Consider the following 24,726-nt stretch of genomic DNA (forward strand, 5'->3'; position numbering starts at 1 on the left):
CGTGCAGCAGCGTCGCGGTGTGGATGAACTCCACCGCCGCCGCCAGCATGTGATGCCGCGTGCCGGGATATTCGAGCAGCCGCGCACACGCCAGGGTCAGCATCGGCCGCATCCGCTTGCCCCCGCCCGCGATCAGATGCCCGGCCAGTTCCGGGATCAGCGGCACCTGCGACTGCATCCGGTCCAGGATCACCCGGTTCACCGCATGCATGTCGCTCGCTACCAGCGCCATCAGCGCATCGAGGCTCGGCGGCCGGCCTTGCCGGATCGGGATCAAGGTCGCTGTCATGCGATCCCAAGTGGCCTGCGTTCCTTACAAGTGCAAGGCCGCTTGGCAGCCCGGGCCACGACATGCGCGACCCCCGCGGCGAACGCCCGCCGCTACCCGGATGGTTCCACCTGATCGATCCTGCCCCGTCATTCGCACGCGCGTAATCCCCCGGCTGCACCGCCCAGCAGCGCACGCCTAGAATTACGCCAGGCACCGCGTCGCGCAGATGCCGAACCAGGAGGGACTGAAATGAGCATCAGAACAAAGGCGGCGATCGTCGTCCTGCTGACCTGCACGGCTGCACCCGGCATGGCGCAACATGGTAGCCAGCAAAGCGGCCCGCCGACCGGCGACATCACGATGGCGGCATGGACCGCGCGCATGGACGCCGAACTCAGCAAGGCGATCGATCATGAAGGCTACCGTATCCGGGACCAGGCCCGGGCGGGTACCGTCCGCGTGAAATTCAACTGCAGCGAAAGTGGCGCCCCGGCCAAAGTCGCCATCCTGAAAAGCTCCGGCCAGCGCGATGTCGACCGTGCGGCGGTCGCAGCGATGAAGCGGATCGCGACGCTGCATCCGCTGCCCCCCGGCCTGACCCACGAACAGAAATATGAAGCGGTGCTGCTGTTCGACATCAACGCCAGCGGCTTCGACCGCCGGCTCGCGCGATTGCGCGACGACGCGGCAAAGGCCAACGGATGGTATGATCGCCGGCCCACGGTGAAGATGTCCGAGGCCGCGGCGCCCGTAACGGGTGCCGGCACATCCCACTGACACCGGGCACGAAACCGGCAGCGCGCCAGCCCGAACACCGGCGCGCGCCTTGGGCCCCGCATCATCCCCCGGGTCAGCGCTTCAGCAGGCCGAGCGACGTCGCGATGAACACCATGTGGCACCGGTTCGCAGCACCCAGTTTCAGCCGCAGATGCTCGATATGCCCCTCCACCGTCCGGGGCGAGATCGACAACGCCATCGCCACCTGTTTCGACGACAGGCCGTCGACGACCAGGCCGAGGACCTCCCGCTCACGGTCGGTCAGATGCACGGACATGGCCCCATCGCGCTGCACCGCGACCCCTCCCGTCCAACGCCCGCCCCCTCACGTCGGGCCGCGTTGCCGAGACAATTTCCTAGTCCCGCCGCGGCGTCCCGTAAACCGCATCGCCCCGGCCGCACCCCCAGCGCACCGCCGATCGTGCAAGCTAACCGCTCGCAATCCAACGCGATTTTCCACGGCGTGCAGGTAAAACCCCGTTGCGGGTCCTACCCGCGTGACGCGGCACCCATTCGGCACCGCGCCCGAACTCGCGACGCGACACCGTTTCCCGATGCCGCGCCATCATCGCCGGATCAGGCGGTCATCGTCGCCATGTCGATGACGAAGCGGTAGCGCACGTCGCTCTTCACCATCCGCTCGTACGCCGTCTCGATCTCGTCCATCCGGATCATCTCGATATCCGCGGTCAGGCCGTGCTGCTTGCAGAAATCGAGCATCTCCTGCGTCTCGGAGATCCCGCCGATCAGCGACCCCGCGATCGCCTTGCGCCCGAACACCAGCAGGCCGACCGAAGGCGACGGATGCGGTTCGGCCGGCACGCCGACCAAAGTCATCGTCCCGTCGCGCTTCAGCAGCGTGAGCAGCGCGTCCAGGTCGTGCGGCGCCGCCACCGTGTTCAGGATGAAGTCGAACGTGCCGGCATGCTCCGCCATCTGGTCCGCATCGCGCGATACGATCAGCCCGGCCGCACCCAGCTGGATCGCGTCGTCGCGCTTGCCCGCCGACGTGCTGATGACATGCACTTCGGCACCCATCGCCGCGGCGATCTTCACGCCCATATGGCCCAGCCCGCCAAGCCCGACGATCGCGACCTTCTGCCCCGGCCCGACATTCCAGTGACGCAGCGGCGAATAGGTCGTGATGCCCGCGCAAAGCAGCGGCGCGACCGCGGCCAGGTCGCCCTCGTCATGCGTGACCTTCAGCACGAAGCCTTCGTCGACGACGATATGGTCGCTGTAGCCGCCGAGCGTATGGCCGCCCATCACCGGGTCCGGCCCGTTATAGGTGCCGACGAACCCGGTCGTCTCGCAATATTGCTCCTCGCCGCCGTCGCACGAAGCGCAGTGGCCGCAGCTGCCGACCATGCAGCCGACGCCGGCGATGTCGCCGACCGCGAACTTCGTCACGTCCGACCCGACCGCCGTCACCTTGCCGACGATCTCATGCCCCGGCACGCACGGATACATCGTGCCCGGCCATTCGCCGCGCGCGGTGTGCAGATCCGAATGGCACACGCCGCAGAACAGGATGTCGATCGCCACGTCCTTGGCGCCCGGATCGCGCCGTTCGAAGCTGAACGGGGCCAGCGCCGAACCGGCGGCGTGTGCGGCATAGCCGTGCGTATGGGTCGTCATGCAAATTCCTCGGGCGAGATGAATACCGACCGGTACATTGTGCGCCGCAGCACGATGCGCAACCATACGGTAGCCATGTTCCGCCCATCCCGAGCGAAGTCGAGGGACCCGTCGAGCGCAGCCGAGACGCCGACAGTGCCTCCAAGCCAACCTCGAAATCAGCCCGGTTGCCCCAACCCAAACCTCCACCCCGTTCGGTTCGAGCCTGTCGAGAACTCGCACCGCCGACGAACCGAACGGAGCGGGGTGTAGACCGAACCCAAACCCCCAAAACCCCTCAGGCCACCGCCGGCAACCGCAACCGCGCCAGCAACCCGCCCAGATCCTCGCTCTCCTCAAGCGCGATCGTTCCCTCGTAGATCTCCACCACGTCGCGCACGATCGCCAGGCCCAGCCCCGTCCCCGGCTTTCCCGTATCGAGCCGCGCACCGCGTTCGAACAGCAGGTTGCGCTCCGCCTCCGGGATGCCGGTGCCGTCGTCCTCGACCATGATCTCGACGAACCCCGCCTCGCGCACCACGGTCACGAACACGCGACCCTGCCCGTATTTCGCGGCATTCTCGATCAGGTTGCCCAGCATCTCTTCCAGGTCCTGATGCTCGACATGCGCGACCGCAGTCTTGTCGCCGTCCAGGTCGATCGTGACGTGGCGGTACAGCCGGCTTACCGCGCGCTCGACCGCCTTCAGCGCGGTCCAGACCTCCGCCCGGCTCTGCGCCGATCCGCGCCGGCCGACCGCGCGCGCACGCGCCAGATGATGGTCCACCTGCCGCCGCATCGTCGTCGCCTCGCGGATCACGGTCGCGACCAGATCGGGCGACTGGGCCGTCGCTTCGTTCATGATGACGGTCAGCGGCGTCTTCAGCGCATGCGCCAGATTCCCGGCATGGCGCCGCGCTTCCTCCGCCTGCCGCTCGTTATGCGCCAGCAGGTCGTTCAGCTCCTCCACCATCGGCGCGATCTCGATCGGCAGGCGGTCGTCCACCCGCGCGATCGCCCCGGTCCGCACCATCGCGATAGACCGCCGCACGCGGCGCAGCGGCCACAGCCCGAACGTCGCCTGCAACGCCGCCATCACGACCAGCCCGAGCCCCAGCAGCAGGAACGACCGCAGGATCGTCTTGCGCAGCACCGCGATCTGCTCGTCCAGCCCGGACCGCGACTGCGCCACCTGAAACCGCCACAGCGCCTTCGATCCCGGCAACGTCACGTTGCGTTCCAGGATGCGCAGCGTATCGTCCGGAAACTCGCGGCTGTCATACGCGTGCAGCCCCTCCGCATCGACATGATCCGGAATGGTCAGCTGCCGGTCCCACAGCGACCGCGACGGGAACGGCTTCACCCCCGGCGCCGACACCTGCCAGTACAGCCCGCTATTGGGTTCCAGGAACCGCTGGTCGCCCAGCGGCCGGTTGAAATGCACTTCGCCCGTCGGGTCGATCTCCGACGATGCGATCATCGCCTGCATCACATATTCCAGCTGCGCGTCGAACGTCCGGGTGATTGCCGACCCCAGCAACCGGTCGAGCGCGAGCCCACCGCCGAGCAGCAGCACCGCGATCCAGATCGCCGCGATGCCGATCATCCGCCGCGTCAACGATCCCGTCGCGCGGCGCGTGTCGACGACATGGTCGTCCACCCGCAACCGTCGCCCGAACAGCGCGCCGATTCCGTGCGTGGCCGTCCGCCACCACGGATCGCGCACCGCCGGGCCGCCGTCAGCCATCCGTATCTTCCAGGCTGTAACCCAGGCCGCGGATCGTGGTGATCACGTCGGGGCCCAGCTTCTTGCGGATCCGCGTCACGAACACTTCGATCGTGTTCGAATCGCGGTCGAAATCCTGGTCGTAGATATGCTCGATCAACTCGGTCCGGCTCACCACCTTGCCCTTGTGGTGCAGCAGGTAGCTCAGCAGCTTATATTCCTGCGCGGTCATCTTCACCGGTTCGCCGGCCAGCGTCACCTTGCCGCTGCGCGTGTCGAGCCGCACGTCGCCCGCGGTCAGCTCGGACGATGCGTTGCCCGATGCCCGGCGGATCAGCGCGCGCAACCGGGCGATCAGCTCCTCGGTCTGGAACGGCTTGGCCAGATAATCGTCGGCCCCCGCGTCCAGCCCGGCCACCTTGTCGGACCAGCTGTCGCGCGCGGTCAGCACCAGCACGGGGAAATCCTTCCCCTCCTTGCGCCACCGGTCGAGCACCGTCAGCCCGTCGACACCCGGCAGGCCCAGGTCGAGCACGACCGCGTCATACGCCTCGCTCGCCCCCAGGAAATGCCCGTCCTCGCCGTCCGTCGCCAGGTCGATCGCATAGCCGGCCCCCTCCAGCGTCGCCCGCAACTGCCGACCCAGATTGGGTTCGTCCTCGACGATCAATACACGCATGCTCAGGGCCTCCATCGCTTCAGGGAACCGCTCCACACCAAAGCGGGGGGAAGATCAAGTCGGGGTGGGTCTACGCCGCGTTCCAGACACCCCGTTCGGGGCTCGGACCCTACTTAAGCCCCTCTCCTTCAGGGGAGGGGTTGGGGTGGGGGCAACAGCACCACCCCTACAACGTTGTTGGCTTGAAGAGCTCAGCCCCACCCCAACCCAGTTTCGATTTCCGGCAGGTCGGGATTGCCCCCGGCAATCCCTGAAACATGCCGGGGGCATGTTTCACCTGTCGGAGATCGAAACTCCTGAAGGAGAGGGGCTAGGAACAGCTCACTCCCCACTCCGCCCGATTACCGCTCCCGTGCGCCCATCCACATCCACCCATACCACGGACCCGCCGCGCATGAACTTCAGCCGGTACGTCGCGGTCCGCGCATCGAATTCCGGCCCAAGGTATCGCGCGCCCACCATCCGCGGGATCACCCGTTCCTCGATCTCGCGCAGGGACTTGATCTGCCCCGAACGCCGCGCTTCCGCCGCCGCATCCTGGTCGCGATAACGCTGCGTCTGCCCCGCAGCCGGCGCGACGAGATGAACCACCAAAACGGCGGACAGGATTGCGCTCTTCATATTCATGACGACGTGGCATAGGGCGGCCGCATTGAACAGGCCGTGAATATTCCGCGTCCTTCCTATTTCCGGTGATTGTTGCACGATGTCCGCACCCATTCTCGCTTATGAAGATCTCGGCCTTGTCCAGGGCCATGGCTGGCTGTTCCGCAACCTCGACATCTATGTCGGCCCGCGCGACCGGCTCGCGCTCATCGGCCGCAACGGCGCGGGCAAGACCACGCTGCTAAAACTGCTCGGCAACCGCATCGACTGCGACGAGGGCCGCCGCACCATCGTCCCCGGCAGCCGCGTCGTCCTGCTCGAACAGGAGCCCGCCATGACCGGGTTCGCCACGCTGCGCGACTACGCCATGTCCGCCGCGCCCGGCGAGGCGGAACCCGCCGTCCACGAAGTCGAATCGATCGCTGACCAGATCGGCATCGACCTCGATCGCGAAGCCGCCACCGCGTCGGGGGGCGAGCGCCGCCGCGCCGCCATCGCCCGCGCGCTCGCCATGGACCCCGACGTCCTGCTCCTCGACGAGCCTACCAACCATCTCGATATCGCCGCGATCGACTGGCTCGAACAATGGTTGAACCGCTTCAACGGCGCGTTCGTCGCGATCAGCCACGACCGCACCTTCCTCACCCGCCTGACCAAGCAGACGCTCTGGCTGGATCGTGGTGGCATTCGCCGTGCGGAAATCGGCTTTGGCGGGTTCGAGGCGTGGACCGAACGCGTCCATGACGAGGAACAGCGCAACGCCGAACGGCTCGATGCCAAGCTCAAGATCGAAGAGCATTGGATGCTGCGCGGCGTCACCGCCCGCCGCCGCCGCAACCAGGGCCGCCTGACCAAGCTGGTCGAGATGCGCGCCACCCGCAAGGCGATGCTCGGGCCGCAGGGCACCGCCCGGCTTAGCATCGGCACCGACGACGTCCGCACCAAGACGGTGATCGACGCCGAGCATGTGACGAAGGCCTATAACGGCCGCACGATCATCAAGGACTTCAGCTTCCGCGTCACGCGCGGCGACCGCATCGGCCTGGTCGGCGCGAACGGCGCGGGCAAGTCCACCCTGCTCAAGCTCCTCACCGGCGAGGTCGAACCCGACGAGGGCCGCGTGAAGCTCGCCAAAACGCTCGACGCCGTCGTGATCGATCAGCAGCGCAGCCTGATGGCCCCCGACAAGCGCGTCCGCGACGTGCTGGCCGACGGCGGCGACTGGATCGACGTGCAGGGCGTCCGCAAGCACATCCACGGCTACCTCAAGGAATTCCTGTTCGACCCGTCGATGACCGAGGCGCGCGTCGCCACGCTCTCCGGCGGCGAACGCTCGCGCCTCCTGCTCGCCCGCGAATTCGCCAGGCGCTCCAACCTGCTGGTGCTCGACGAGCCGACCAACGACCTCGACCTCGAAACGCTCGATCTGTTGCAGGAGGTGATCGCCGACTATGACGGCACCGTCCTGATCGTCAGCCACGACCGCGACTTCCTCGACCGCACCGTCACCGTCACGCTCGGCCTCGACGGCAGCGGCCATGTCGACATCGTCGCGGGCGGCTACGAAGACTGGGAACGCCAGCGCGCCCCGAAACGCGAACCGAAAAAGGCGAGCAGCAAGCCGGTCGCCGAAGCCCCGAAGGTCGCCAAGAAACTCACCTACAAGGATCAGCGCGACCTCGACCTGCTCCCGAAGGAGATCGAAAAGCTCGAAGCGACCATCAAGCGCGACGAAGCCCTCCTCGCCGACCCCGCCCTCTACGTCCGCGACCCCAAGAAATTCGACACCCTGATGGCCTCCATCGCCGCCACCCGCACGAAGAAGGAAGCCGCCGAACAACGCTGGCTCGAACTCGCCGAACAGTCCGAAAACCTGAGCTAACCGGTTCTTACTAAGCCCCCTCCCTTTTAAGAGTTTCATCGTTAAGCAGGTCGGGAGTGCCACTGGCACTCCCTAAAACATGCCGGGGGCATGTTTTACCTGCTGAACGATGAAACTGGGTTGGGGGTGGGTGCTACCTCGTCACCAACGAAACATCGAAGGCGCCACCGCACTCCCTAAAGTCAAACCAACCCCTCCTCACGCATCGCCTGCTGCACCGAATCCCGCGCGCCAAGCCGGTTGAAATGCGCCATCACCTGCGGCGGCAGTTCGATATCGAACTTGTTCACCGCCCAGTTCATCGTCACGAACAGGTAGCAATCCGCCACCGTGAACATGTCCCCGGCAACGTAAGCATTCTCGGTCAGCATCGTCTCGATCAGCGCGTACCGCTTGGTCAGCATCTTGCGCGCCTCATCCCGCTCCAGCTCGCTGGCGTTCGGGTTAAAGAACGGCTTGAAGTTCTTGTGCAGCTCGCCCGCGATATAGGACGTCGCCTCGATCACGCGGTACCGCCCGATCCCGTCCGCCGGCATCAGCGTTCCGGAAGTATCCGCGATCCAGTTCAGGATCGCCATATTCTCGGTCAGCACGGTCCCGTCGTCCAGCGCGATCGCCGGCACATATCCCTTCGGATTGACCGCCAGATAATCCGCCCCGTCCTCGGTCGTCTTCGCCTTCAGGTCGACCCTGACCAGCTCATAGGCCATCCCCGCCTCGATCAACGCGATATGATCGGCCATGGCGCAGGTCGCCGGCGTGTAGAAAAGCTTCATCGCAATCTCCTGTGGTGGGCGGCGATCGCCCCTCGCCATCGTAACGCTGCCGAACCCGCTGCGATCCGTGCACATGCCTCGCCGGCCCGCCCGCGCCGAATGCCCACTACCGATCGCAACGTGGACACCACCACAAACGACCCCGCTCATGCTCGGGTGCCGCCCCATGTCTGCTCTTGCTGCTTAGCTGCCGTTCCAACGAACTGTCTTTGCAACCATCCAAAGGTGGAAAAACTGTGCTGCAAGCAACGTCGTTCCGAGCGCGATGAACGACGGGATCACCATGCCCTCCTGACCGAGCCGGGGCCGCGTGTTGGAAAGCAGGACACCGACGCCAACGAGCATGAGAATTGACAGTGCGGGAATGAATGCAAGCGCCATCCAGCGTGGGGCGGACCAAGTTACTTCGCCGTCTAGCCACCACTGCATCGGCAATCGATCTTCACTTCGAAAACGCGCCTCGGCACGAAGCGCGACGCCGCAAAGCACCAAGCCGAAAAAGATGCCGATCAGCACTATCGTCATAGACCACCTCCCGATGATCCCAAAATAACGCAATCCCTGAGGTCTGCAATTGGGCGATACCGGACCTTCCACATCCAGCGACCCGCCTTACCTGAACAGAGACCCCCGTAAGCCGGCGCGCTCTCAAACCGCCCTTCCAGCCCGCCCCGCCAACTCCACCACATACTGCCAGGCCACCCGCCCGGACCGCCCCCCGCGCATCGTCGCCCAGGCCACCGCCTCGCCCGGATCGAACGCCAGCCCCAGCCGCTCGGCATAGCCCGCCACCATTGCCAGATACATGGCCTGGTCCGCCACATGGAACCCCAGGCTCAGCCCGAACCGGTCGGCCAGCGCCAGCCGGTCGTCCACCACGTCGCGCGCGTTCACCGCGGCGTCCTGCTCGGCCATGTCGCGCGGCACGATATGCCGGCGGTTCGCGGTCACATACACGCGCACATTGTCCGGCCGCGCCTCCGCCCCGCCCTCCAGCAACGACCGCAGCAGCCGCGGCGCCCCCAGATCGGCATCGAACCCCAGATCGTCCACGAACAGCACGAACGCGCGGCCCACCCCCGCCAGCCGGTCGAACAACGCCGGCAACGTCGCGATCCGGTCCCCCGCCACCTCGACCAGCGCGATGTCCAGCCCCTCGCCCTGCAAGGCCCCCACGCTCGCCTTCACCACCGCCGACTTGCCCGATCCACGCGCGCCCCACAGCAGCACGTCGTGCGCCGCATGGCCCTCCGCCAGCCGCCGGCCATTCTCGACCAGCGCCGCTTTCTGCGCGTCGATCCCGACCAGCGCCGCCAGCGGCAACGGCGCGAACGCCCGCGCCGCGACCAGTGCGCCCGCCCGCCAGACATAGGCCGGGTGCGCCGCCGCATCCGCCGACACGGGCGGGGCCGGGGCCAGCCGTTCCAGCGCCGCCGCGATCCGCTCCACCGTGCTCGTCTCGATCTCCATCCGTCGCTCCCGTCCGCCGTTCCCGAACGGCGCCTACACCACGCGACAGATCGCACCATCCCTAACCACACCGCTTGACGTGCGCGTCAAGCCGGCTATCGCGGTGCCGCTATCTCAAGGGAGCCCATCATGACCAAGTCCGACATGGCCGCCAAGTTCGCATCCGCCGACGCGTTCGTCGCCGGCAAGAAGGTGAAGATCGATTTCGGCCCCGAAGGCGTCATCATGCTCGACGGCGTCGACCGTCAGGTGACCGAATCCGACGGCGACGCCGACTCCACCGTGAAGGTGTCGTGGGAAGATTGGCAGGCGCTCGCCGGCGGCACGCTCAACCCGATGACCGCGTTCATGTCGGGCAAGCTCAAGGTCGAAGGCGACATGTCCGTCGCGATGCAGCTGCAGAGCGTGCTCGGCAAGATCGGCGGCTGATCCCGTGGCGGACCGCGCCGATCTGGTCGCCGGTACGGCGTTCGATCCGGCGCGGTTCGCACGGCTCCTGTCCGGTCTCGGCCACAACGCGCTGCTCGGCCTCGGCTACGCGGCGCACGGCCCGGACTGGATGGAGCTGCAGCTGCCTTATGCCGACAGGCTGGTCGGCGATCCCGACACCGGCGTCATCGCCTCCGGGCCGATCGTGTCGCTGATGGACATGGCGACCAGCATGGCGGTGTGGACGCGCGTCGCGAACTTCGTGCCGCTCGCCACGCTCGACCTGCGCGTCGACTATCTCCGCCCCGCGGTGCCCGGCCGCACCGTCACCGGCCACGGCGAATGCTACCGCCTCACCCGCCGCATCGCCTTCGTCCGCGGCCAGGCCCACGACGGCGACCCCGCCGACCCCATCGCCCACGTCGCCGGCACCTTCATGTTCACCGACGCCGCATGACAGCACTCCCACCCTACGCGCAGCTGCTCGGCCTCACGATCGATCAGGACGTGACCAGCGACCGCCCCCCGCGGCTCGTCATGCCCCCGGCCGACCACCTCGCCGGCCGCCCCGGCTTTCTGCACGGCGGCGCCCTCTCCGGCCTCCTCGAAATGGCCGCCATCCTCGCCGCCCGCCACACTTTCGGCGACGAACCGGTCGCCATCAAACCCATCGGCATGACGGTCGACTTCCTCCGCGGCGCCCGCTTCGCCCCCACCTACGCCCGCGGCCACCTCGTCCGAAACGGCGCCCGCATCGCCGCCGTCACCGTCGAAGCCTGGCAAGACGACGAAACCAAACCCGTCGCCACCGCCCGCATGAACCTGTCGCTGACGCGCTGAGGCGGGCCGTCGTCGCGGGCCGGGCAACTTACCCCCTATCCCCCACCCCCACCCCGTTTGGTTCGAGCTTGTCGAGAACTCAGCGCTGGGTTCTCGACAGGCTCGAACCAAACGGGGTGGTTGCGTGGTTCATGGGGCTCCACACCCCCCACACCCGTCCATCCCGAGCGAAGTCGAGGGACCTCTTCGAGCGCAGTCGAGAAGCCGACCCCGCCCCAGACGCACCCTCACCTCACCAAAGAACAAACCATCAGATCATCCTCATCTTCATGGTTGCCCACCATGAACGTGTACCGCCCCACCCGCTTAAACCCGTTGCGCTCATAAAACCGCCGCGCGCGGTGGTTGTCGACATAGACCGACAGCACCACCGCCGCCGCCCCCCGCGCCGCCGCGGTCGCCATCGCGCGGTCGAGCAAGGCCTGCCCCGCCCCGCTCCCCTGCGCATCCGCCAGCAGGTACAGCTGCCGCAACTCCAGCGCCGTCCCCTCGACCTCGACAGGCAACGTCAAAGGCCCGGCCTTCGCATAGCCCAGGATCCGCTCGTCGTGCTCGGCGACGTGAAACACCAACGCAGGATCTGCCAGCTCCGTCGCCCAGCGCTCCGCCCCGAACCCGCCCAGGAACAGCGCCAGGTCCTCCGCCGCATACAGATGCCCGAACGTCGCGACGAAGCTCGTCTCGAACAGCGCCGCGACCGCCGCCGCATCGGCCGGCCCACCTAATCGATAGTCCATCGCCGTCACCCCAAAGCAAAAGGGGCCGCCGTCCCGCATGGAACGACGACCCCTTGTCAGAACAAGAGCCTGAAGATCAGGCGGCCTTGGACCGCGAAGCGCGCTTGCGCTCGTTCGGGTCCAGGTGGCGCTTGCGCAGCCGGATCGACTTCGGCGTCACTTCGACCATCTCGTCGTCGTCGATGTAGGCGATGGCCTGCTCCAGCGTCGCGCGCTTGGGCGGGCTCAGCCGGACCTGGTCGTCCTTGCCGCCGCTCGCGCGGAAGTTGGTCAGCGCCTTGGTCTTCATCGGGTTGACCTCGAGGTCGTCCGTCTTGGCGTTCTCGCCGACGATCATGCCCTCGTACAGCTGCTCGCCGTGACCGATGAACAGGATGCCGCGCTCCTCGAGCGGACCCAGCGCATAGTTGTTCGCTTCGCCCGTGCCGTTGGAGATCAGCACGCCGTTCTTGCGGCCTTCGATCGTGCCCTTGTGCGGCCCGTACTTCTCGAACAGCCGGTTCATGATGCCCGTACCGCGCGTGTCGGACAGGAATTCACCGTGATAGCCGATCATCCCGCGCGACGGTGCGGAGAAGGTGATGCGCGTCTTGCCGCCGGTCGATGGCCGCATGTCGGTCATCTCCGCCTTGCGCAGGTTCATCTTCTCGACGACCGTACCCGAATGCTCGTCGTCCACGTCGATGATGACGGTCTCGTACGGCTCGGTCTTGTTGCCGTTCTCGTCCTCGGCGAACAGCACGCGCGGGCGCGAAATGCCCAGCTCGAACCCTTCGCGGCGCATCGTCTCGATCAGCACGCCCAGCTGCAACTCGCCGCGGCCCGCGACTTCGAAGCTGTCCTTGTCGGATGCCTCGACGACCTTGACGGCCACATTGCTCTCGGCTTCGCGCATCAGGCGGTCACGGATCATCCGCGACGTCACCTTGGTGCCCTCACGCCCCGCCATCGGCGAATCGTTCACGGCAAAACGCATCGACAGCGTGGGCGGATCGATCGGCTGCGCGTGCAGCGGCTCGGACACCGTGATGTCGGCGATCGTGTCGGCCACGGTCGCGATCGACAGGCCGGCCAGCGAGATGATGTCGCCTGCCTTGGCCTCTTCGACCGGCACGCGCTCAAGCCCGCGATACGACATGATCTTGGACGCGCGGCCCGTTTCGATGATCTTGCCGTCGTTGTTCAGCGCGTGGATCGGCTGGTTGATCTTGATCGTGCCGCTGTTGACGCGACCCGTCAGCACGCGGCCGAGGAAGTTGTCGCGGTCGAGCAGAGTGACCAGGAACGTGAACGGCACGTCCTCCACTTCCACCTTCGGCGCGGGCACATGCTTCACGATCGTCTCGAACATCGGGATCAGCGTGCCTTCGCGCGCGTCCATGTCCGTCGATGCGTAGCCGTTGCGGCCCGACGCGTAGAGCACCGGGAAATCGAGCTGCTCGTCATTGGCGTCGAGCGAGACGAACAGGTCGAACACCTCGTCCAGCACTTCCTGGATGCGCGCGTCGGCGCGGTCGACCTTGTTCACGACCACGATCGGCTTCAGGCCGAGCGCCAGCGCCTTGCCCGTCACGAACTTGGTCTGCGGCATCGCGCCTTCGGAGGAATCGACCAGCAGGACGACGCCGTCGACCATGCTCAGGATGCGCTCCACCTCGCCGCCGAAATCGGCGTGGCCGGGCGTGTCGACGATGTTGATGCGGATGCTCTCGCTGGCACCCGGCGGGGTCCAGTCGACCGAGGTCGGCTTGGCCAGGATCGTGATGCCACGCTCCTTTTCCAGGTCGTTGCTGTCCATCGCGCGCTCTTCGATGCGCTGGTTGTCGCGGAAGGTGCCGGACTGGCGGAACAGCTGGTCGACCAGCGTGGTCTTGCCATGATCGACGTGCGCGATGATGGCCACGTTGCGGAGGCTCATGGATTATCCTGAAAACGAGAAATGATCGGGGCGGCGCATAGCCGAAAAGCGCCGCAGCGCAAAGGTGTGTTGTTTCGGACAAGATATAAAGCCTTCCACACCAACGGAACGACCCTTCTTCCCCCCTCCCTTTCAAGGGAGGGGCCGGGGGTGGGTTCAACCTCTCCCCACGAGATGCCCACGCAGCCAAAACAAACGCCCAGAACCACGAACACCGTATTACCCAAGCATCACACTTGATCCGCCCCACCAACACGTCCATCCTGCCCCCAGGCCCATCGATAAGGACAGGCACGAAATGGCGACGGCAGCCCCCCCCGATGCGACCCGCGGCGCGGAACCCGATCTGGTGCTGCAACCCCCGCCCCCCGTCCGCGCGGTCACCGCCGAACGCGCCGCGGGTCTGGTCCCCCTCGACGACACGCAACGCGGCCAGCTGAACGAAAAGGTCGACGGCTTCGTCGCCAAGCTCGTCGCCGCCGACGCCAACAGCCCGGAGTTCGGCGCACAGGTCGACGCCATCACCAACATGGGCCGGCGCGAGATCGCCGAGGCCGCGGGCCAGTCCAACCGCTTCCTCGACCGCCCGGTCCGCGCGATGGACAAGGACGGATCGGTCGGCACCGACCTGGCCGAACTGCGCCGCACGATCGAGGATCTCGATCCCGGCCGCCACGCCATGGCCCCGCGCAAGCTGTTCGGGCTGATCCCGTTCGGCAACAGCATGAAGAACTATTTCGACGGCTACAAAAGCGCCCAGACCCACATCGCCGCGATCCTGGCCCGCCTCGCCTCCGGCAAGGACGAACTGCTCAAGGACAATGCCGCGATCGACGTCGAACGCCAGACGCTCTGGGCCGCGATGGGCCGGCTGGAACAGATGATCCACATCTCCCGCGCGCTCGACGCCCGGCTGGAGGACACCGCCGCGGAGCTGGAGATCAGCGACCCCGCAAAGGCGAAAGCGATCAAGGAAACCGCGCTGTTCTACGTCCGGCAGCGCAGCACCGACCTGCTGACCCAGATGGCGGTCACGGTGCAGGGCTATCTCGCGCTTGATCTGGTGAAGAAGAACAATGTCGAGCTGGTGAAGGGCGTCGACCGCGCGTCGACCACCACGGTCGCCGCGCTGCGCACCGCGGTGACGGTGGCGCAGGCGATGACCGCGCAGAAGCTGGTACTGGGGCAGATCACCGCGCTCAACACCACCACCGCCAACATCATCGACAGCACGGGCGAACTGCTCCGCACCCAGACGGCGACGATCCATCAACAGGCCGCCGCCTCCACCATCCCGCTCGAAACACTGAAACGCGCGTTCCAGAACATCTACACCACGATGGACACGATCGACGCGTTCAAGGTGCAGGCGCTGTCCTCGATGAAACAGACAGTCGACGTCCTGACCGACGAGGTCGATAAATCCCGTGGGTACATCGCGCGAGCGGAAGGCGCTCAGACGGCGTTCGCGGGCTCAACCACCACCCCCGACCCGTTCCGCCTGGATCGCTGACATGCACGACAGCGACCGCGTGATGGAGAATGCCGACGCCGTCCTGCGGCGGGTGAGCGAGGGCAACCGCGCGCGCATCGCCCGCCGCCGCGCCCGCCGCCGCAGCCGGTTGGGTGCCACGTCGAAACGGCTCGCTCTCGTCACCGTCGCACTGCTGCTCCTCATGATCGGGGCGGGCATGGTCACGCCGATCGGCATCGGCGGCGCGATGCTTTTCGCGCTGGCCGCCGCGATCGCTTGGGCACTCGTGATCTTCGGCTCGGTCGAACCCGAGGCGCGCGTCGCCGACCTCGCCGCCCCCGACATCGCGCGGCTCCCCGCCCGCACCGAGAGCTGGCTCGAACAGCAACGCCCCGCACTCCCCGCGCCCGCCATCACTTTGGTCGACGCGATCGGCTTGAAACTCGACACGCTCGCGCCCCAGCTCGCCACGCTCGATCCCGCCACGCCCGCTGCGGCCGACCTGCGCAAACTGATCGGCGAGGAACTGCCCGAACTCATCGCCGGCTACCGCCGTGTGCCCACCGCACTCCGCACCGGCGCCGCCCGCTCCGGCCTCAACCCGGACCGCCAGCTGCTCGACGGCCTCGCCGTGGTGGACGAGGAACTCGCCCGCATGGCCGAACGCATCGCCGACGGCGACCTCCACCGCCTCGCCACGCAAGGCCGCTTCCTCGAACTCAAATATCGCGGTGAAGGGGGCTGAAACGGCGCTCCCGGTAAATCCCGAACCTGGTGGAAACTAATTAATCCGAACTCCCGTTAACTGATCTATGTTATTCGAAACTATGTCTGCCCGTTTCCGCACTGATCCCGAACCCGATCCGGTCTATGTCGAGCTCGTCTCTGCGATGTTCGATATCGAAGGGTCGACCTGGATCGCCGGGCTCATTTTCACCGGCCTCGGCCTGTACCTCGCGATCGCGCTGAACGATCCGATCACCGCCGCCATCACGCTGGCCGGGGCGGTGGTGCAGATCCCGCGCATCTTCCTCCTCCGCCGATTCCGCCGTTTCCGTCGCGCGGCCGGCGGCACGCTGCCCGACGCGCGCACCGCCGCCACCTGGGAACTGCGCTACAGCCTCGGCCTCATCCTGTTCTCCGCGCTGCTCAGCGGGCTCTGCCTGCGGATGTTCGCCATCGGGGACCCGGTGTTCCAGATGCTCGTCGTCGGCATGATGTTCGGCTTCTGCTCGGGCGTCATCGCGCGGCTGTCGGTCCGCCCGCTGGTCTGCGGGCTCGCGCTGATGGTCACCGTCGTGCCCATCGCCGCGGCCGCCTGGGTCACGCCCGAACCGCATCACGACATTCTCGCGGTCGGCTTCCTGCTGTTCCTGGTCGCCGCACTCGGCACCGTCCGGCAGGGCTATGACGCCGCCCGCCGCCACATCACCACGGCGCAGGAGATGTCGACCGTCGCGCGCAACGACCCGCTCACCGGCCTGCTCAACCGCTTCGGCCTGCGCCAGGCATTCGCGCGGATCGTGCCCACCAGCGCCGCGCCGATGCTCGCCGTCCATTATTGCGACCTCGACGGGTTCAAGCCGGTCAACGACCGCCACGGCCACCCCGCGGGTGACGTCGTGCTGACCCAGGTCGCGGCCCGGCTCCGTACCATCCTGCGCCCGACCGATTTGGCCGCACGCGTGGGCGGCGACGAATTCGTCGTGATCCAGTCCCCCGTCCGCCACGGGATCGAGGTCGCCGCCTTCGCCGAAACAATCCGCGCCTGCTTCGTCGAACCCTATGTCATCCGTGCAGGCGAAGTCCGGGTCGGCACCTCGATCGGCTCCACCCTCGCCACCGCCCCCCGCCCCGACCTCGACCGCCTCCTCGCCGAAGCCGACCGCGCACTCTACGTCGCGAAAGAAGCCGGGCGCGAGACGGTGGAGTAGGCGGAGTTCCAGCACCCGCTTTATCCCGAGCGAAGTCGAGGAACCCTTCGAGCGAAGCCGAGAAGCCCACACCAATCGCAAGCAGAACAGCGGAACCAGCCCGCTACAAGTACCCCCCCCAAATCCCGTTCGGTTCGAGCCTGTCGAGAACCCGGAGTTCTCGACAGGCTCGAACCGAACGGTTTCAGGCCAAGCGAGAAACCAACCCTACCGCCGCCGCACCGGCGCACTACTCACGCGCTCCACATACAACCGGTCCCCACCCGTCGCGACCTTCTCGCGCAGGATGTCGTACCCGTCCTCATTCTCCACCAGATCCGACAGCTTCCGCATCCCGTAGTTCCGCGGATCGAAGTCGGGCATCAGCTTCTGGATCTGCGCCCCCACCACGGCCAGGTGGACGCGCTTGTCGTCCCCGATCACCGCATCGAACGCCTCGTCCAGCGCCGGCCGGAAGTCCGCCGGAGACGCCAGCGTCGCCGCAGGAGCCGCTGCCACCACCGGCGCAGGGGCCGCCCGCGGAGCCTCGGTCCGCGAAGGCGCCCGCGTCGCCGGCACGGACACCGGCGCCGCCGCAATCGCGGCGGCCGCCGCCCCCTTCTGCCGGAACAATTCGGTATAGATGAACCGGTCGCACGCCGTGATGAACGGCTTGGGCGTCTTCTTCTCGCCGAACCCGAACACGGTCAGCCCGTTCTCGCGGATCCGGGTCGCCAGCCGCGTGAAGTCGCTGTCGCTCGTCACCAGGCAGAACCCGTCCAGGCTACCCTGATGCAACAGGTCCATCGCATCGATGATCAGCGCGCTGTCGCTGGCGTTCTTGCCGATCGTGTTGCGGAACTGCTGGATCGGCTGGATCGCATGTTCCATCAACGGGTTCCGCCACCCCGCCAGGTTCTGCATCGTGAAATCGCCGTAAATCCGCTTGACCACCGCGGTCCCCAGCGCCGCGACCTCGGACAGCAACGGCCCGATGACGTTAGGGGATGCGTTGTCGGCATCGATCAGAACGGCAAGGCGCACAACAGGTCTCCGGACACGAACAGGCATTCCAGCCTCCTACGCCGCCCGAACGACGCGGTCGAGGACCAGCGGGACAGGGCACGCCCAACTCCGCCGGTCCCCCACCTCAGTTCAGGGAATGATCCGGTCCGCCCGCAACTGCGCGAACAGGTCGTAGAACGCATCATCCGTCGGCCGATACCCCGTGAACCCCATCCGCCGGCTCTTCGACATGTCGGTCACCACCTCGATCGGCCGCCCGAGATCCGCATCGGTGTGCCACGGCGACGCCAGCCGCGACAAGTCCGCCTCGACCAGCCCCTCGCGCGCCGCGATCTCCGCCCACAGCGCGGCGTCGTCCGCCATCTGCGTCTCGAGCGGCATCACCGTCCCGTCGAACGGCGCCGGCTCCACGCCGAACCACTCGGCGATCCGTCCCCACATCCACTGCCAGCGGAAGATGTCGCCGTTGACGATGTTGAAATCCTGGTTCGCCGCCTCGGGCGTCGTCGCCGCCCACAACAGATGCCGCGCCAGCTGACCCGCGTCGGTCATGTCGGTCAGCCCCTCCCACTGCGCCACCGACCCCGGGAAACGGAACGGCCGCCCCGTCTCGCGGCACAGCGTGGCATAGACCGCCAGCGTGGTGCCCATGTTCATGGCATTGCCGACCGCCTTGCCGATCACGGTATGCGGCCGGTGGACGCTCCACGAAAAGCCGTCGCGCGCGGCGGCGGCGAACACCGCATCCTCCTGCGCATAATAGAAATTCTCGACGTCCAGCCGGCCCTGCTCCTCGCGGAACGGCGTCTGCGGCAACGCGCCTTTTCCATAAGCCTCGAACGGCCCGAGATAATGCTTCAACCCCGTGACCAGCGCGACATGACGCGTCGCCCCGTCGTCATCCAGCCCGTCGAGCAAGTTGCGCACCATCGCAGAATTGACACGGATATTCTCCGCCTCGCTGTCCTGCCGCAGCCACGTCGTAATGAACACCGCGTCCGGGTGCAGCCCCGCCAGCGCCGCCCGCGTGCCGGCCGCATCCTGCAGGTCCGCCGCCACCGGCTGAACGCCCTCCTGCACCCCCGGCCGCCGCGACAGCCCGTGGACCGTCCAGCCCTCCTGCACCAGCAACGCCGCCGTCGCACTCCCCACGATCCCACTCGCGCCCACAACCAATGCCGTCTTCATCACATGCTCCGATCTACTACTTGCCTCCCTGAACAGGGCAGCCCCCCGCCTGTTCCCTCGCCCGGACGTAACGGAAACCCGGCTGATCGAGACGGCGATGCACAGCACAAGCGAAGCCCCTTCCCTTTCAAGGGAGGGGGTTGGGGGTGGGTGCTACCTGTCCACCAACGGAACAGCGAAGCTGTCGAGCAACCGAGCGGCGCCCCTCAAGCATCGTCAATCGCAAGAATGCCGGTCTCGAAACCGCAAAGCAAAGCGTCGCGTGGGCACCCAAGCCCAACACCAACCGCACCCGCGAACCTGATCTGATAAGCGCGATCCAACTCGCACCAAACGCCACTGGATGCCCCGCGTGGATTCGAACCACGATAAACGGTATCAGAAACCGTTGTCTTACCTTTAGACGACGGGGCAGCAGCGTGTCCGCCGCCTAATGGCTCGCCCGGCGGCTGTCAACGGCGCATCGCCCGCCGCCCGGCACAACCCGACCGCAACCGCCCGTGCCGGCCAAGCCCCACACACGCACGACGGCTTGTGCCCGGCACGGCACACCGCTACGCTCACTCCCAAGCACCGGCAGCGTCATGCTCCGCCGGCCCCAGAACAGAGTTTTCGATCCATGGCGCACCGCCCTTTCGAGGCCGCGCCGTCCCCCGGCCACCCGCCGGGACGCGCGGCATCCGGACCATCCGGCAGGTCCCCCAACCCATCGTCCACGCGCGCCAATGGCCAGCCTGCCAACGGCCAGCCTGCCGACGGTCAGCCCGCCGACGCCCCCGACACCGCTCGCTTGCCCGGTCGCGCGGCCGAGAACACCCCGCGCCAGGGCCCGCGCACCGGCCCGCCGCGCGCCGACCGCGGCACCTATGCCGCGCTCGATCTCGGCACCAACAATTGCCGCCTGCTCATCGCCCGGCCGCAGGAGGACGGCTTCGTCGTCGTCGATGCGTTCAGCCGCGTCGTGCGGCTCGGCGAAGGGCTCGCCGCCACCGGCCGGCTGTCCGATGCCGCGATGGACCGCGCCGTCTCCGCGCTGTCGATCTGCGCGGACAAGCTCATGCGCCGCCACGTGACGCTCGTCCGCTCGGTCGCGACGGAGGCCTGCCGTAGAGCCACCAACGGCGCCGACTTCGTCGCGCGCGTCCACCGCGAAACCGGCATCGCGCTGGAGGTCATCACCGCCGAGACCGAGGCCAAGCTCGCCGTGCTCGGCTGCCACGCGCTGCTCGAACCCGGCGACGGCCCCGCGCTGGTGTTCGACATCGGCGGCGGATCGACCGAACTCGTGCTGATCGACACCGCGGCCGGCGAACCGCGCATCGTTGACTGGTTCTCCGCACCGTGGGGCGTCGTGTCGCTCAGCGAAAACGACCCGCATGTCGGCGACGATGCCGACGCGCTCGAGGCCGCCTACCACCGCATGAAGGCCCGTGTTGCGCACGCGTTCTCCGGCTTCCACGGCGCGATCGGCGCGCGGATGCCCGGCCCCATGCGGCTGCTCGGCACCAGCGGCACCGTCACCACGCTCGCCAGTGTCCACCTGAAACTGCCGTCCTATGATCGCCGCGCGATCGACGGGCTAATCGTGCCGTCCGAATCGATGCGCGCGATCAGCGCCCGGCTCGCGCGCATGTCGGTGACCGAACGCGCCACGCTCGCCTGCATCGGGCATGAGCGCGCCGACCTCGTCGTCGCCGGCTGCGCGATCCTCGACGCGATCCTCGACATCTGGCCGGCCGAACGGCTCGGCGTCGCCGACCGCGGCATCCGCGAAGGCATATTGCGGACCCTGATGGGTCGCGAAAGGGCACGCGCATGAGCCGCGGGGGTTCCGGCGGCCGCGTCCGCGTGAAGACCGGGCGCGGCCGCACCGCCGCGTCCACCCGCTGGCTCGAACGCCAGCTCAACGACCCGTATGTGCGCCGCGCCAAGGCGGAGGGCTATCGCAGCCGCGCCGCCTACAAGCTGATCGAACTCGACGAACGCTTCGCATTGCTGCGCGGGGCGGAACGCGTGATCGATCTCGGCATCGCGCCCGGCGGCTGGGCGCAGGTCGTGCGCAAGGTCCGCCCCAAGGCCACCGTCGTCGGCATCGACCTGCTGCCCGTCGATCCGATCGACGGCGTCGACATCCTGCTGCTCGATTTCATGGACGACACCGCGCCCGGCCTGCTGACCGAAGCACTCGGCGGCCCGGCGGACGTCGTGCTGTCCGACATGGCCGCCAACACCGTCGGCCACGCCCAGACCGACCATCTCCGCACCATGGGCCTGGTCGAGGCCGCCGCGGTCTTCGCCGGCGAAATCCTCCGCCCCGGCGGCTCCTTCGTGGCAAAGGTGCTCGCCGGCGGCGCGGACAGCGACCTCGTCGCCCTTCTCAAGCGAATGTTCACCACCGTGAAACACGCCAAGCCGCCCGCCAGCCGCAAGGACAGCTCCGAATGGTACGTGATCGCACAAGGCTTCAAGGGCCCCGGCTGATCACCACAACATGGTCCGCCCCGGCCGGGGCGGACGCGAGCGTTTCGAATTAAGCGACACCCTTGGCGGCTGACGCCATAATCGAACAGTCTGACCGCCCGGACACGCCCGCACGAAGGCTCGACGCAGGGACCAAAAGAATGTCCGCTAACGCCGGTTGGTTCAACCGGTGAGCGCAACGGCTTTGGCGAACATCTCAGCGGGTGTTTCATAGTTCAAGCTTTTCTGGGTCGTTTGTTGAGTTGACGGGCGATGTTGCCGAGCTGGACTTGGCTGGACGTCGACAGGTCGATGCCGTGGGGCAGGTACTGGCGCAGCAGACGGCTGGTGTTCTCGTTGGCACCGCGCTGCCACGGGCTAGGCGGATCGCAGAAGTAGACCGCCATATCGGTCGCGAGGGAGAAGCGCCGGTGACCGGCAAGCTCCTTGCCGCGGTCCCAGGTCAGCGATCGGCAGAAGTCTCCGGGCAGCTTGCGCGCCTGGATATAGAGGCTCTTGTAGATCGTCTCGTGTGACACGCGGTGCTGCTCTTGGTCGGCGAAGCAGCGCCCCAGCCAGCCCGCGATCTGCTCGGGTGACCAGTTGCGGCGCAGCTTCGACGACACTGTTCGGCGCAAGCCCGGATGGTAAGCTAGCTTGCAGTTCTGGGGCGCAGCGCACGCGCCCAGGCCACCTGATCAGACACCGTCGCGCGGTAGCGGTCCCGCCCTCCGTTACGCCCCACCTCCCGGCTGATCGTCGATGGCGACCGGCCAAGCTGCGCCGCAATCGCCCGTAGCGAGCGCCCCGCGACCAGGCCTCTGGAGACCTCCTCGCGCTCCGTCAGGCTCAGGGCCCGCGCCGCTTGCCTGCGCTCGGCTGGACGGATGCCGCCCGATGGCGACAGCACGGAGAACACCGACGACGACTCCCGATCGAACCGTCGTCCGATCGAGCTCATCGACTCGCCGCGTCGCCACCGATCCCAGATCTCCGCTCGCTGCGCCGCCGAGTAATAAATCCGCTTCCGCTGCTTCATCGCTTGCACCCTCTCACCTCGAGAATGATGCGTTGCGCTCACTCGTTGAACCCACCGTGGAACGCGGTCGTTGGCGCTAGTTCACTAAGGCGGTAGCTTGATGGCCACGGGTGGCCCTGTCGTTCTATGCAGGAACGTCGCCGACTTCGATGTCAAGCGAAAGCGATTGGTCGGAAGCAGAACTTACGGCGAAAGTTAGCGGCTGTCCGTTAAGCCAGGTGCAATCAGGCCCGCGCAGGTCGCCTCGCGACTGCGTCAGACAAGGCTGTGAGTAGCTCGGCCTCCTTGCCCGCTTCACATTCGACCCGTCCGCGCCACACATCCTCAACGGCTTGACGCAAGATACGTTCAGCCAAGTCGTACCGACTCCAATTCATCGTTTGGTATCTAGCCTTCCCCAAGCGGAAATCTATGCCCCGGTAAGCGCGGTTCTTTAATATCTCAGCTGATCCCAAGTGCACTCTTGGTAGATCAAAACCTCCGGCTTCAACGAACTGCTCATAAACTAAATCTAATTCTTCAAGATCGCAGCAATCAAATATATTGTCTTCCAGCGACGATATGCCATACTGCGCCGTAAACGTTAGTGGCACTGATAGGTCATGACATATATCTATAATTCCACCAATATCGCTTTTATTAGCGCCCATTATAACAAAGGAAACGATGAGTTTTTTGAGTTCACCGCCATTATATTTTTCTGCTATTAACTCTAATCCCCTATATACGTCATTCCATCGAGCTCCCTTTCTAATTTTCTCATAGGTTTCCTTAGTTGCTCCATCAACTGACGCGATAAACGATAGTTTATTGTGTTTGATAATATCCCAAATCTTATCATTAAAAGTCGTCAGATTAGAATTTATGTGAACTTCTATGTCCCGATCGGAGAGGGTGCGCGTGGCCAGAAGCGCGACAAAATCAGTAAATAGTAGGGCCTCTCCGGCACCGGAGGTAATAATCTTACGCAAGCCACCAGCCTTGGCCAGCGTGTCGATTTGCTTAGTTGAGTTTTTAACGTTCAATTTGTTTATTGTAACCTTCTTATTGCGACACATGACGCATTCAAGATTGCAGCCCAGATCGATATCGTGCGTCAAGATCTCTGGACTGTAATCCAAAAGCTGGCCTTCTCCGATGATAGAGCGAACGACGTTTGTCGGCGGTCGCTCCGGCAGCTGCGATCCCAGCAGGTAAGGGCAAACATCTTCGCGGCAAGTTGCGCTATAATCAGCCTTGGTGAATGCTTCCCTGTACCGAAGCACAGCCGGGGCGTTCCAAATTTCCAAGATCGTGGAGTCGTTAGTGTCACCAAGATAAAGATTGGGCTGTTTGAGAAGACTCAGGCATGGACAGACATGTGCTCCGCCCTTGTAGTTGACGCTTAAATTGGTCCATGGCGCAAAACACTTGAGACTGATCGATTTATGATCCCTCACAAAGACTGGACCATTAACGAGTCGACGCTCAGACCCTCTTAAACGCACATCCACGGCATGCGTTTTATCATCCTGAAACAAGAAGCTCAGGTCGTTAGATGCGAACGCGTGCTTACCAGACCCGCGTCCAGATAGTTCGAGGTCTTCCCGATAGTTGGAAGCGACTAGTGTCTCAATAACGTTCTCATCTACGAGTATCTCAACGGTAACTGGACCATCATCGCCCCGCTTTGCCCATCCGTATATTCTTCCGCCGTCGAATATATCGATGAAGCCTTCCAAGTCAGAGCATGTCATTTCCAGCTGTCCCTTATTTTCGCAGAAGCTCAGTTGGGGCACCCGCGCGAAAAATAGACTGGACGGGATGGGCCGAGATCACTGCCGTCGCTCTGTTACCGTCTCAGCCGAGCTGCCTCTGGATTTAGGTTATCGTTCCATGCCGCAATGTCGAGGGCCGAA

The 24,726-nt window shown here is 65.8% G+C and carries 24 protein-coding genes, 1 tRNA gene and 1 pseudogene; 10 read left to right on the plus strand and 16 right to left on the minus strand.

Annotated elements, in window-relative coordinates:
* On the minus strand, window positions 1-289 hold a 289-nt coding region (locus tag IEX50_RS13955; protein WP_188699489.1), incomplete at its 3' end, for a polyprenyl synthetase family protein.
* 231 nt (window positions 290-520) lie between these two features.
* Between IEX50_RS13955 and IEX50_RS13960 the strand changes: the two genes are divergently transcribed.
* Complete coding sequence (locus IEX50_RS13960; RefSeq protein ID WP_157177127.1) at window positions 521-1,048, plus strand: energy transducer TonB family protein; 528 nt, start codon at window positions 521-523, stop codon at window positions 1,046-1,048.
* Window positions 1,049-1,121: 73 nt separating this feature from the next.
* Here the strand turns inward: IEX50_RS13960 and IEX50_RS13965 are convergent, their stop codons facing one another.
* From IEX50_RS13965 to IEX50_RS13985, 5 genes are all read right to left on the minus strand, one after another.
* Complete coding sequence (locus IEX50_RS13965; protein WP_229674050.1) at window positions 1,122-1,343, minus strand: response regulator transcription factor; 222 nt, start codon at window positions 1,341-1,343, stop codon at window positions 1,122-1,124.
* 281 nt (window positions 1,344-1,624) lie between these two features.
* Entirely contained in the window at window positions 1,625-2,686 is a 1,062-nt protein-coding gene (locus IEX50_RS13970; protein ID WP_157177125.1) for an NAD(P)-dependent alcohol dehydrogenase, read from the minus strand.
* A 277-nt stretch (window positions 2,687-2,963) separates the two neighbouring features.
* On the minus strand, window positions 2,964-4,271 hold the full coding sequence (locus tag IEX50_RS13975; RefSeq protein WP_157177155.1) for a sensor histidine kinase: 1,308 nt from the start codon (window positions 4,269-4,271) through the stop codon (window positions 2,964-2,966).
* Between the two features lie 133 nt (window positions 4,272-4,404).
* Window positions 4,405-5,070, minus strand: coding sequence for a response regulator transcription factor (locus IEX50_RS13980; protein ID WP_157177124.1), 666 nt, complete (start codon window positions 5,068-5,070; stop codon window positions 4,405-4,407).
* Window positions 5,071-5,391: 321 nt separating this feature from the next.
* A complete protein-coding gene (locus tag IEX50_RS13985; RefSeq protein WP_157177154.1) occupies window positions 5,392-5,691 on the minus strand; it encodes a hypothetical protein in 300 nt (99 codons plus the stop codon).
* Window positions 5,692-5,776: 85 nt separating this feature from the next.
* Between IEX50_RS13985 and IEX50_RS13990 the strand changes: the two genes are divergently transcribed.
* A complete protein-coding gene (locus IEX50_RS13990) occupies window positions 5,777-7,558 on the plus strand; it encodes an ABC-F family ATP-binding cassette domain-containing protein (RefSeq protein ID WP_157177123.1) in 1,782 nt (593 codons plus the stop codon).
* A gap of 182 nt (window positions 7,559-7,740) precedes the next feature.
* Here the strand turns inward: IEX50_RS13990 and IEX50_RS13995 are convergent, their stop codons facing one another.
* The 3 genes from IEX50_RS13995 to IEX50_RS14005 form a co-directional block, all read right to left on the minus strand.
* The gene (locus IEX50_RS13995) at window positions 7,741-8,334 is read right to left on the minus strand and encodes a glutathione binding-like protein (protein ID WP_184075305.1); all 594 of its coding nucleotides are present in this window, start codon (window positions 8,332-8,334) and stop codon (window positions 7,741-7,743) included.
* 183 nt (window positions 8,335-8,517) lie between these two features.
* Window positions 8,518-8,859: a hypothetical protein gene (locus IEX50_RS14000; RefSeq protein ID WP_157177121.1), complete on the minus strand. Its 342-nt coding sequence runs from the start codon at window positions 8,857-8,859 to the stop codon at window positions 8,518-8,520.
* A 123-nt stretch (window positions 8,860-8,982) separates the two neighbouring features.
* Window positions 8,983-9,804: an ATP-binding protein gene (locus IEX50_RS14005; protein ID WP_157177120.1), complete on the minus strand. Its 822-nt coding sequence runs from the start codon at window positions 9,802-9,804 to the stop codon at window positions 8,983-8,985.
* Window positions 9,805-9,933: 129 nt separating this feature from the next.
* Here IEX50_RS14005 and IEX50_RS14010 point away from each other — a divergent pair, with 129 nt between their 5' ends.
* The 3 genes from IEX50_RS14010 to IEX50_RS14020 are packed head-to-tail and all read left to right on the plus strand — an operon-like array spanning window position 9,934 to window position 11,073.
* A complete protein-coding gene (locus IEX50_RS14010) occupies window positions 9,934-10,233 on the plus strand; it encodes an SCP2 sterol-binding domain-containing protein (protein WP_157177119.1) in 300 nt (99 codons plus the stop codon).
* Between the two features lie 4 nt (window positions 10,234-10,237).
* Entirely contained in the window at window positions 10,238-10,690 is a 453-nt protein-coding gene (locus tag IEX50_RS14015) for a PaaI family thioesterase (RefSeq protein WP_229674052.1), read from the plus strand.
* Window positions 10,687-11,073: a PaaI family thioesterase gene (locus tag IEX50_RS14020; RefSeq protein WP_157177118.1), complete on the plus strand. Its 387-nt coding sequence runs from the start codon at window positions 10,687-10,689 to the stop codon at window positions 11,071-11,073. The genes IEX50_RS14015 and IEX50_RS14020 overlap by 4 nt, the downstream gene beginning before the upstream one ends.
* Before the next feature lie 227 nt (window positions 11,074-11,300).
* Here the strand turns inward: IEX50_RS14020 and IEX50_RS14025 are convergent, their stop codons facing one another.
* Both IEX50_RS14025 and typA read right to left on the minus strand, forming a co-directional pair.
* Window positions 11,301-11,810: a GNAT family N-acetyltransferase gene (locus IEX50_RS14025; RefSeq protein ID WP_157177117.1), complete on the minus strand. Its 510-nt coding sequence runs from the start codon at window positions 11,808-11,810 to the stop codon at window positions 11,301-11,303.
* 76 nt (window positions 11,811-11,886) lie between these two features.
* Window positions 11,887-13,728, minus strand: a complete 1,842-nt coding sequence (typA, locus tag IEX50_RS14030; protein WP_157177116.1) for a translational GTPase TypA — start codon at window positions 13,726-13,728, stop codon at window positions 11,887-11,889.
* A gap of 298 nt (window positions 13,729-14,026) precedes the next feature.
* Here typA and IEX50_RS14035 point away from each other — a divergent pair, with 298 nt between their 5' ends.
* The 3 genes from IEX50_RS14035 (at window position 14,027) to IEX50_RS14045 (ending at window position 17,136) form a co-directional block, all read left to right on the plus strand.
* A complete protein-coding gene (locus IEX50_RS14035; protein WP_157177115.1) occupies window positions 14,027-15,241 on the plus strand; it encodes a toxic anion resistance protein in 1,215 nt (404 codons plus the stop codon).
* A gap of 1 nt (window position 15,242) precedes the next feature.
* The gene (locus IEX50_RS14040) at window positions 15,243-15,947 is read left to right on the plus strand and encodes a hypothetical protein (RefSeq protein ID WP_157177114.1); all 705 of its coding nucleotides are present in this window, start codon (window positions 15,243-15,245) and stop codon (window positions 15,945-15,947) included.
* 82 nt (window positions 15,948-16,029) lie between these two features.
* Entirely contained in the window at window positions 16,030-17,136 is a 1,107-nt protein-coding gene (locus IEX50_RS14045; RefSeq protein ID WP_157177113.1) for a GGDEF domain-containing protein, read from the plus strand.
* 207 nt (window positions 17,137-17,343) lie between these two features.
* Here the strand turns inward: IEX50_RS14045 and IEX50_RS14050 are convergent, their stop codons facing one another.
* From IEX50_RS14050 to IEX50_RS14060, 3 genes are all read right to left on the minus strand, one after another.
* The gene (locus IEX50_RS14050) at window positions 17,344-18,159 is read right to left on the minus strand and encodes an NYN domain-containing protein (RefSeq protein WP_229674054.1); all 816 of its coding nucleotides are present in this window, start codon (window positions 18,157-18,159) and stop codon (window positions 17,344-17,346) included.
* A 111-nt stretch (window positions 18,160-18,270) separates the two neighbouring features.
* Window positions 18,271-19,332, minus strand: a complete 1,062-nt coding sequence (locus tag IEX50_RS14055; RefSeq protein ID WP_157177111.1) for an SDR family oxidoreductase — start codon at window positions 19,330-19,332, stop codon at window positions 18,271-18,273.
* A gap of 337 nt (window positions 19,333-19,669) precedes the next feature.
* A tRNA-Gln gene (locus IEX50_RS14060) sits at window positions 19,670-19,743 on the minus strand.
* 205 nt (window positions 19,744-19,948) lie between these two features.
* Here IEX50_RS14060 and IEX50_RS14065 point away from each other — a divergent pair.
* Together IEX50_RS14065 and IEX50_RS14070 are read left to right on the plus strand one after the other, a co-directional pair.
* Window positions 19,949-21,148 carry a Ppx/GppA phosphatase family protein gene (locus IEX50_RS14065; RefSeq protein WP_157177110.1) on the plus strand — a complete coding sequence of 400 codons (1,200 nt, stop codon included), beginning with the start codon at window positions 19,949-19,951 and terminating at the stop codon, window positions 21,146-21,148.
* Complete coding sequence (locus tag IEX50_RS14070; RefSeq protein ID WP_157177109.1) at window positions 21,145-21,810, plus strand: RlmE family RNA methyltransferase; 666 nt, start codon at window positions 21,145-21,147, stop codon at window positions 21,808-21,810. The genes IEX50_RS14065 and IEX50_RS14070 overlap by 4 nt, the downstream gene beginning before the upstream one ends.
* Before the next feature lie 162 nt (window positions 21,811-21,972).
* Here IEX50_RS14070 and IEX50_RS14075 read toward each other — a convergent pair.
* Together IEX50_RS14075 and IEX50_RS14080 are read right to left on the minus strand one after the other, a co-directional pair.
* Window positions 21,973-22,828, minus strand: a pseudogene (locus tag IEX50_RS14075) (IS30 family transposase).
* Window positions 22,829-23,052: 224 nt separating this feature from the next.
* Window positions 23,053-24,549 carry a radical SAM protein gene (locus IEX50_RS14080; protein WP_184075307.1) on the minus strand — a complete coding sequence of 499 codons (1,497 nt, stop codon included), beginning with the start codon at window positions 24,547-24,549 and terminating at the stop codon, window positions 23,053-23,055.
* Between the last annotated feature and the right edge of the window lie 177 nt (window positions 24,550-24,726).

This window comes from Sphingomonas prati (assembly GCF_014643515.1).
In the GTDB taxonomy this organism is placed as follows: domain Bacteria; phylum Pseudomonadota; class Alphaproteobacteria; order Sphingomonadales; family Sphingomonadaceae; genus Sphingomonas_R; species Sphingomonas_R prati.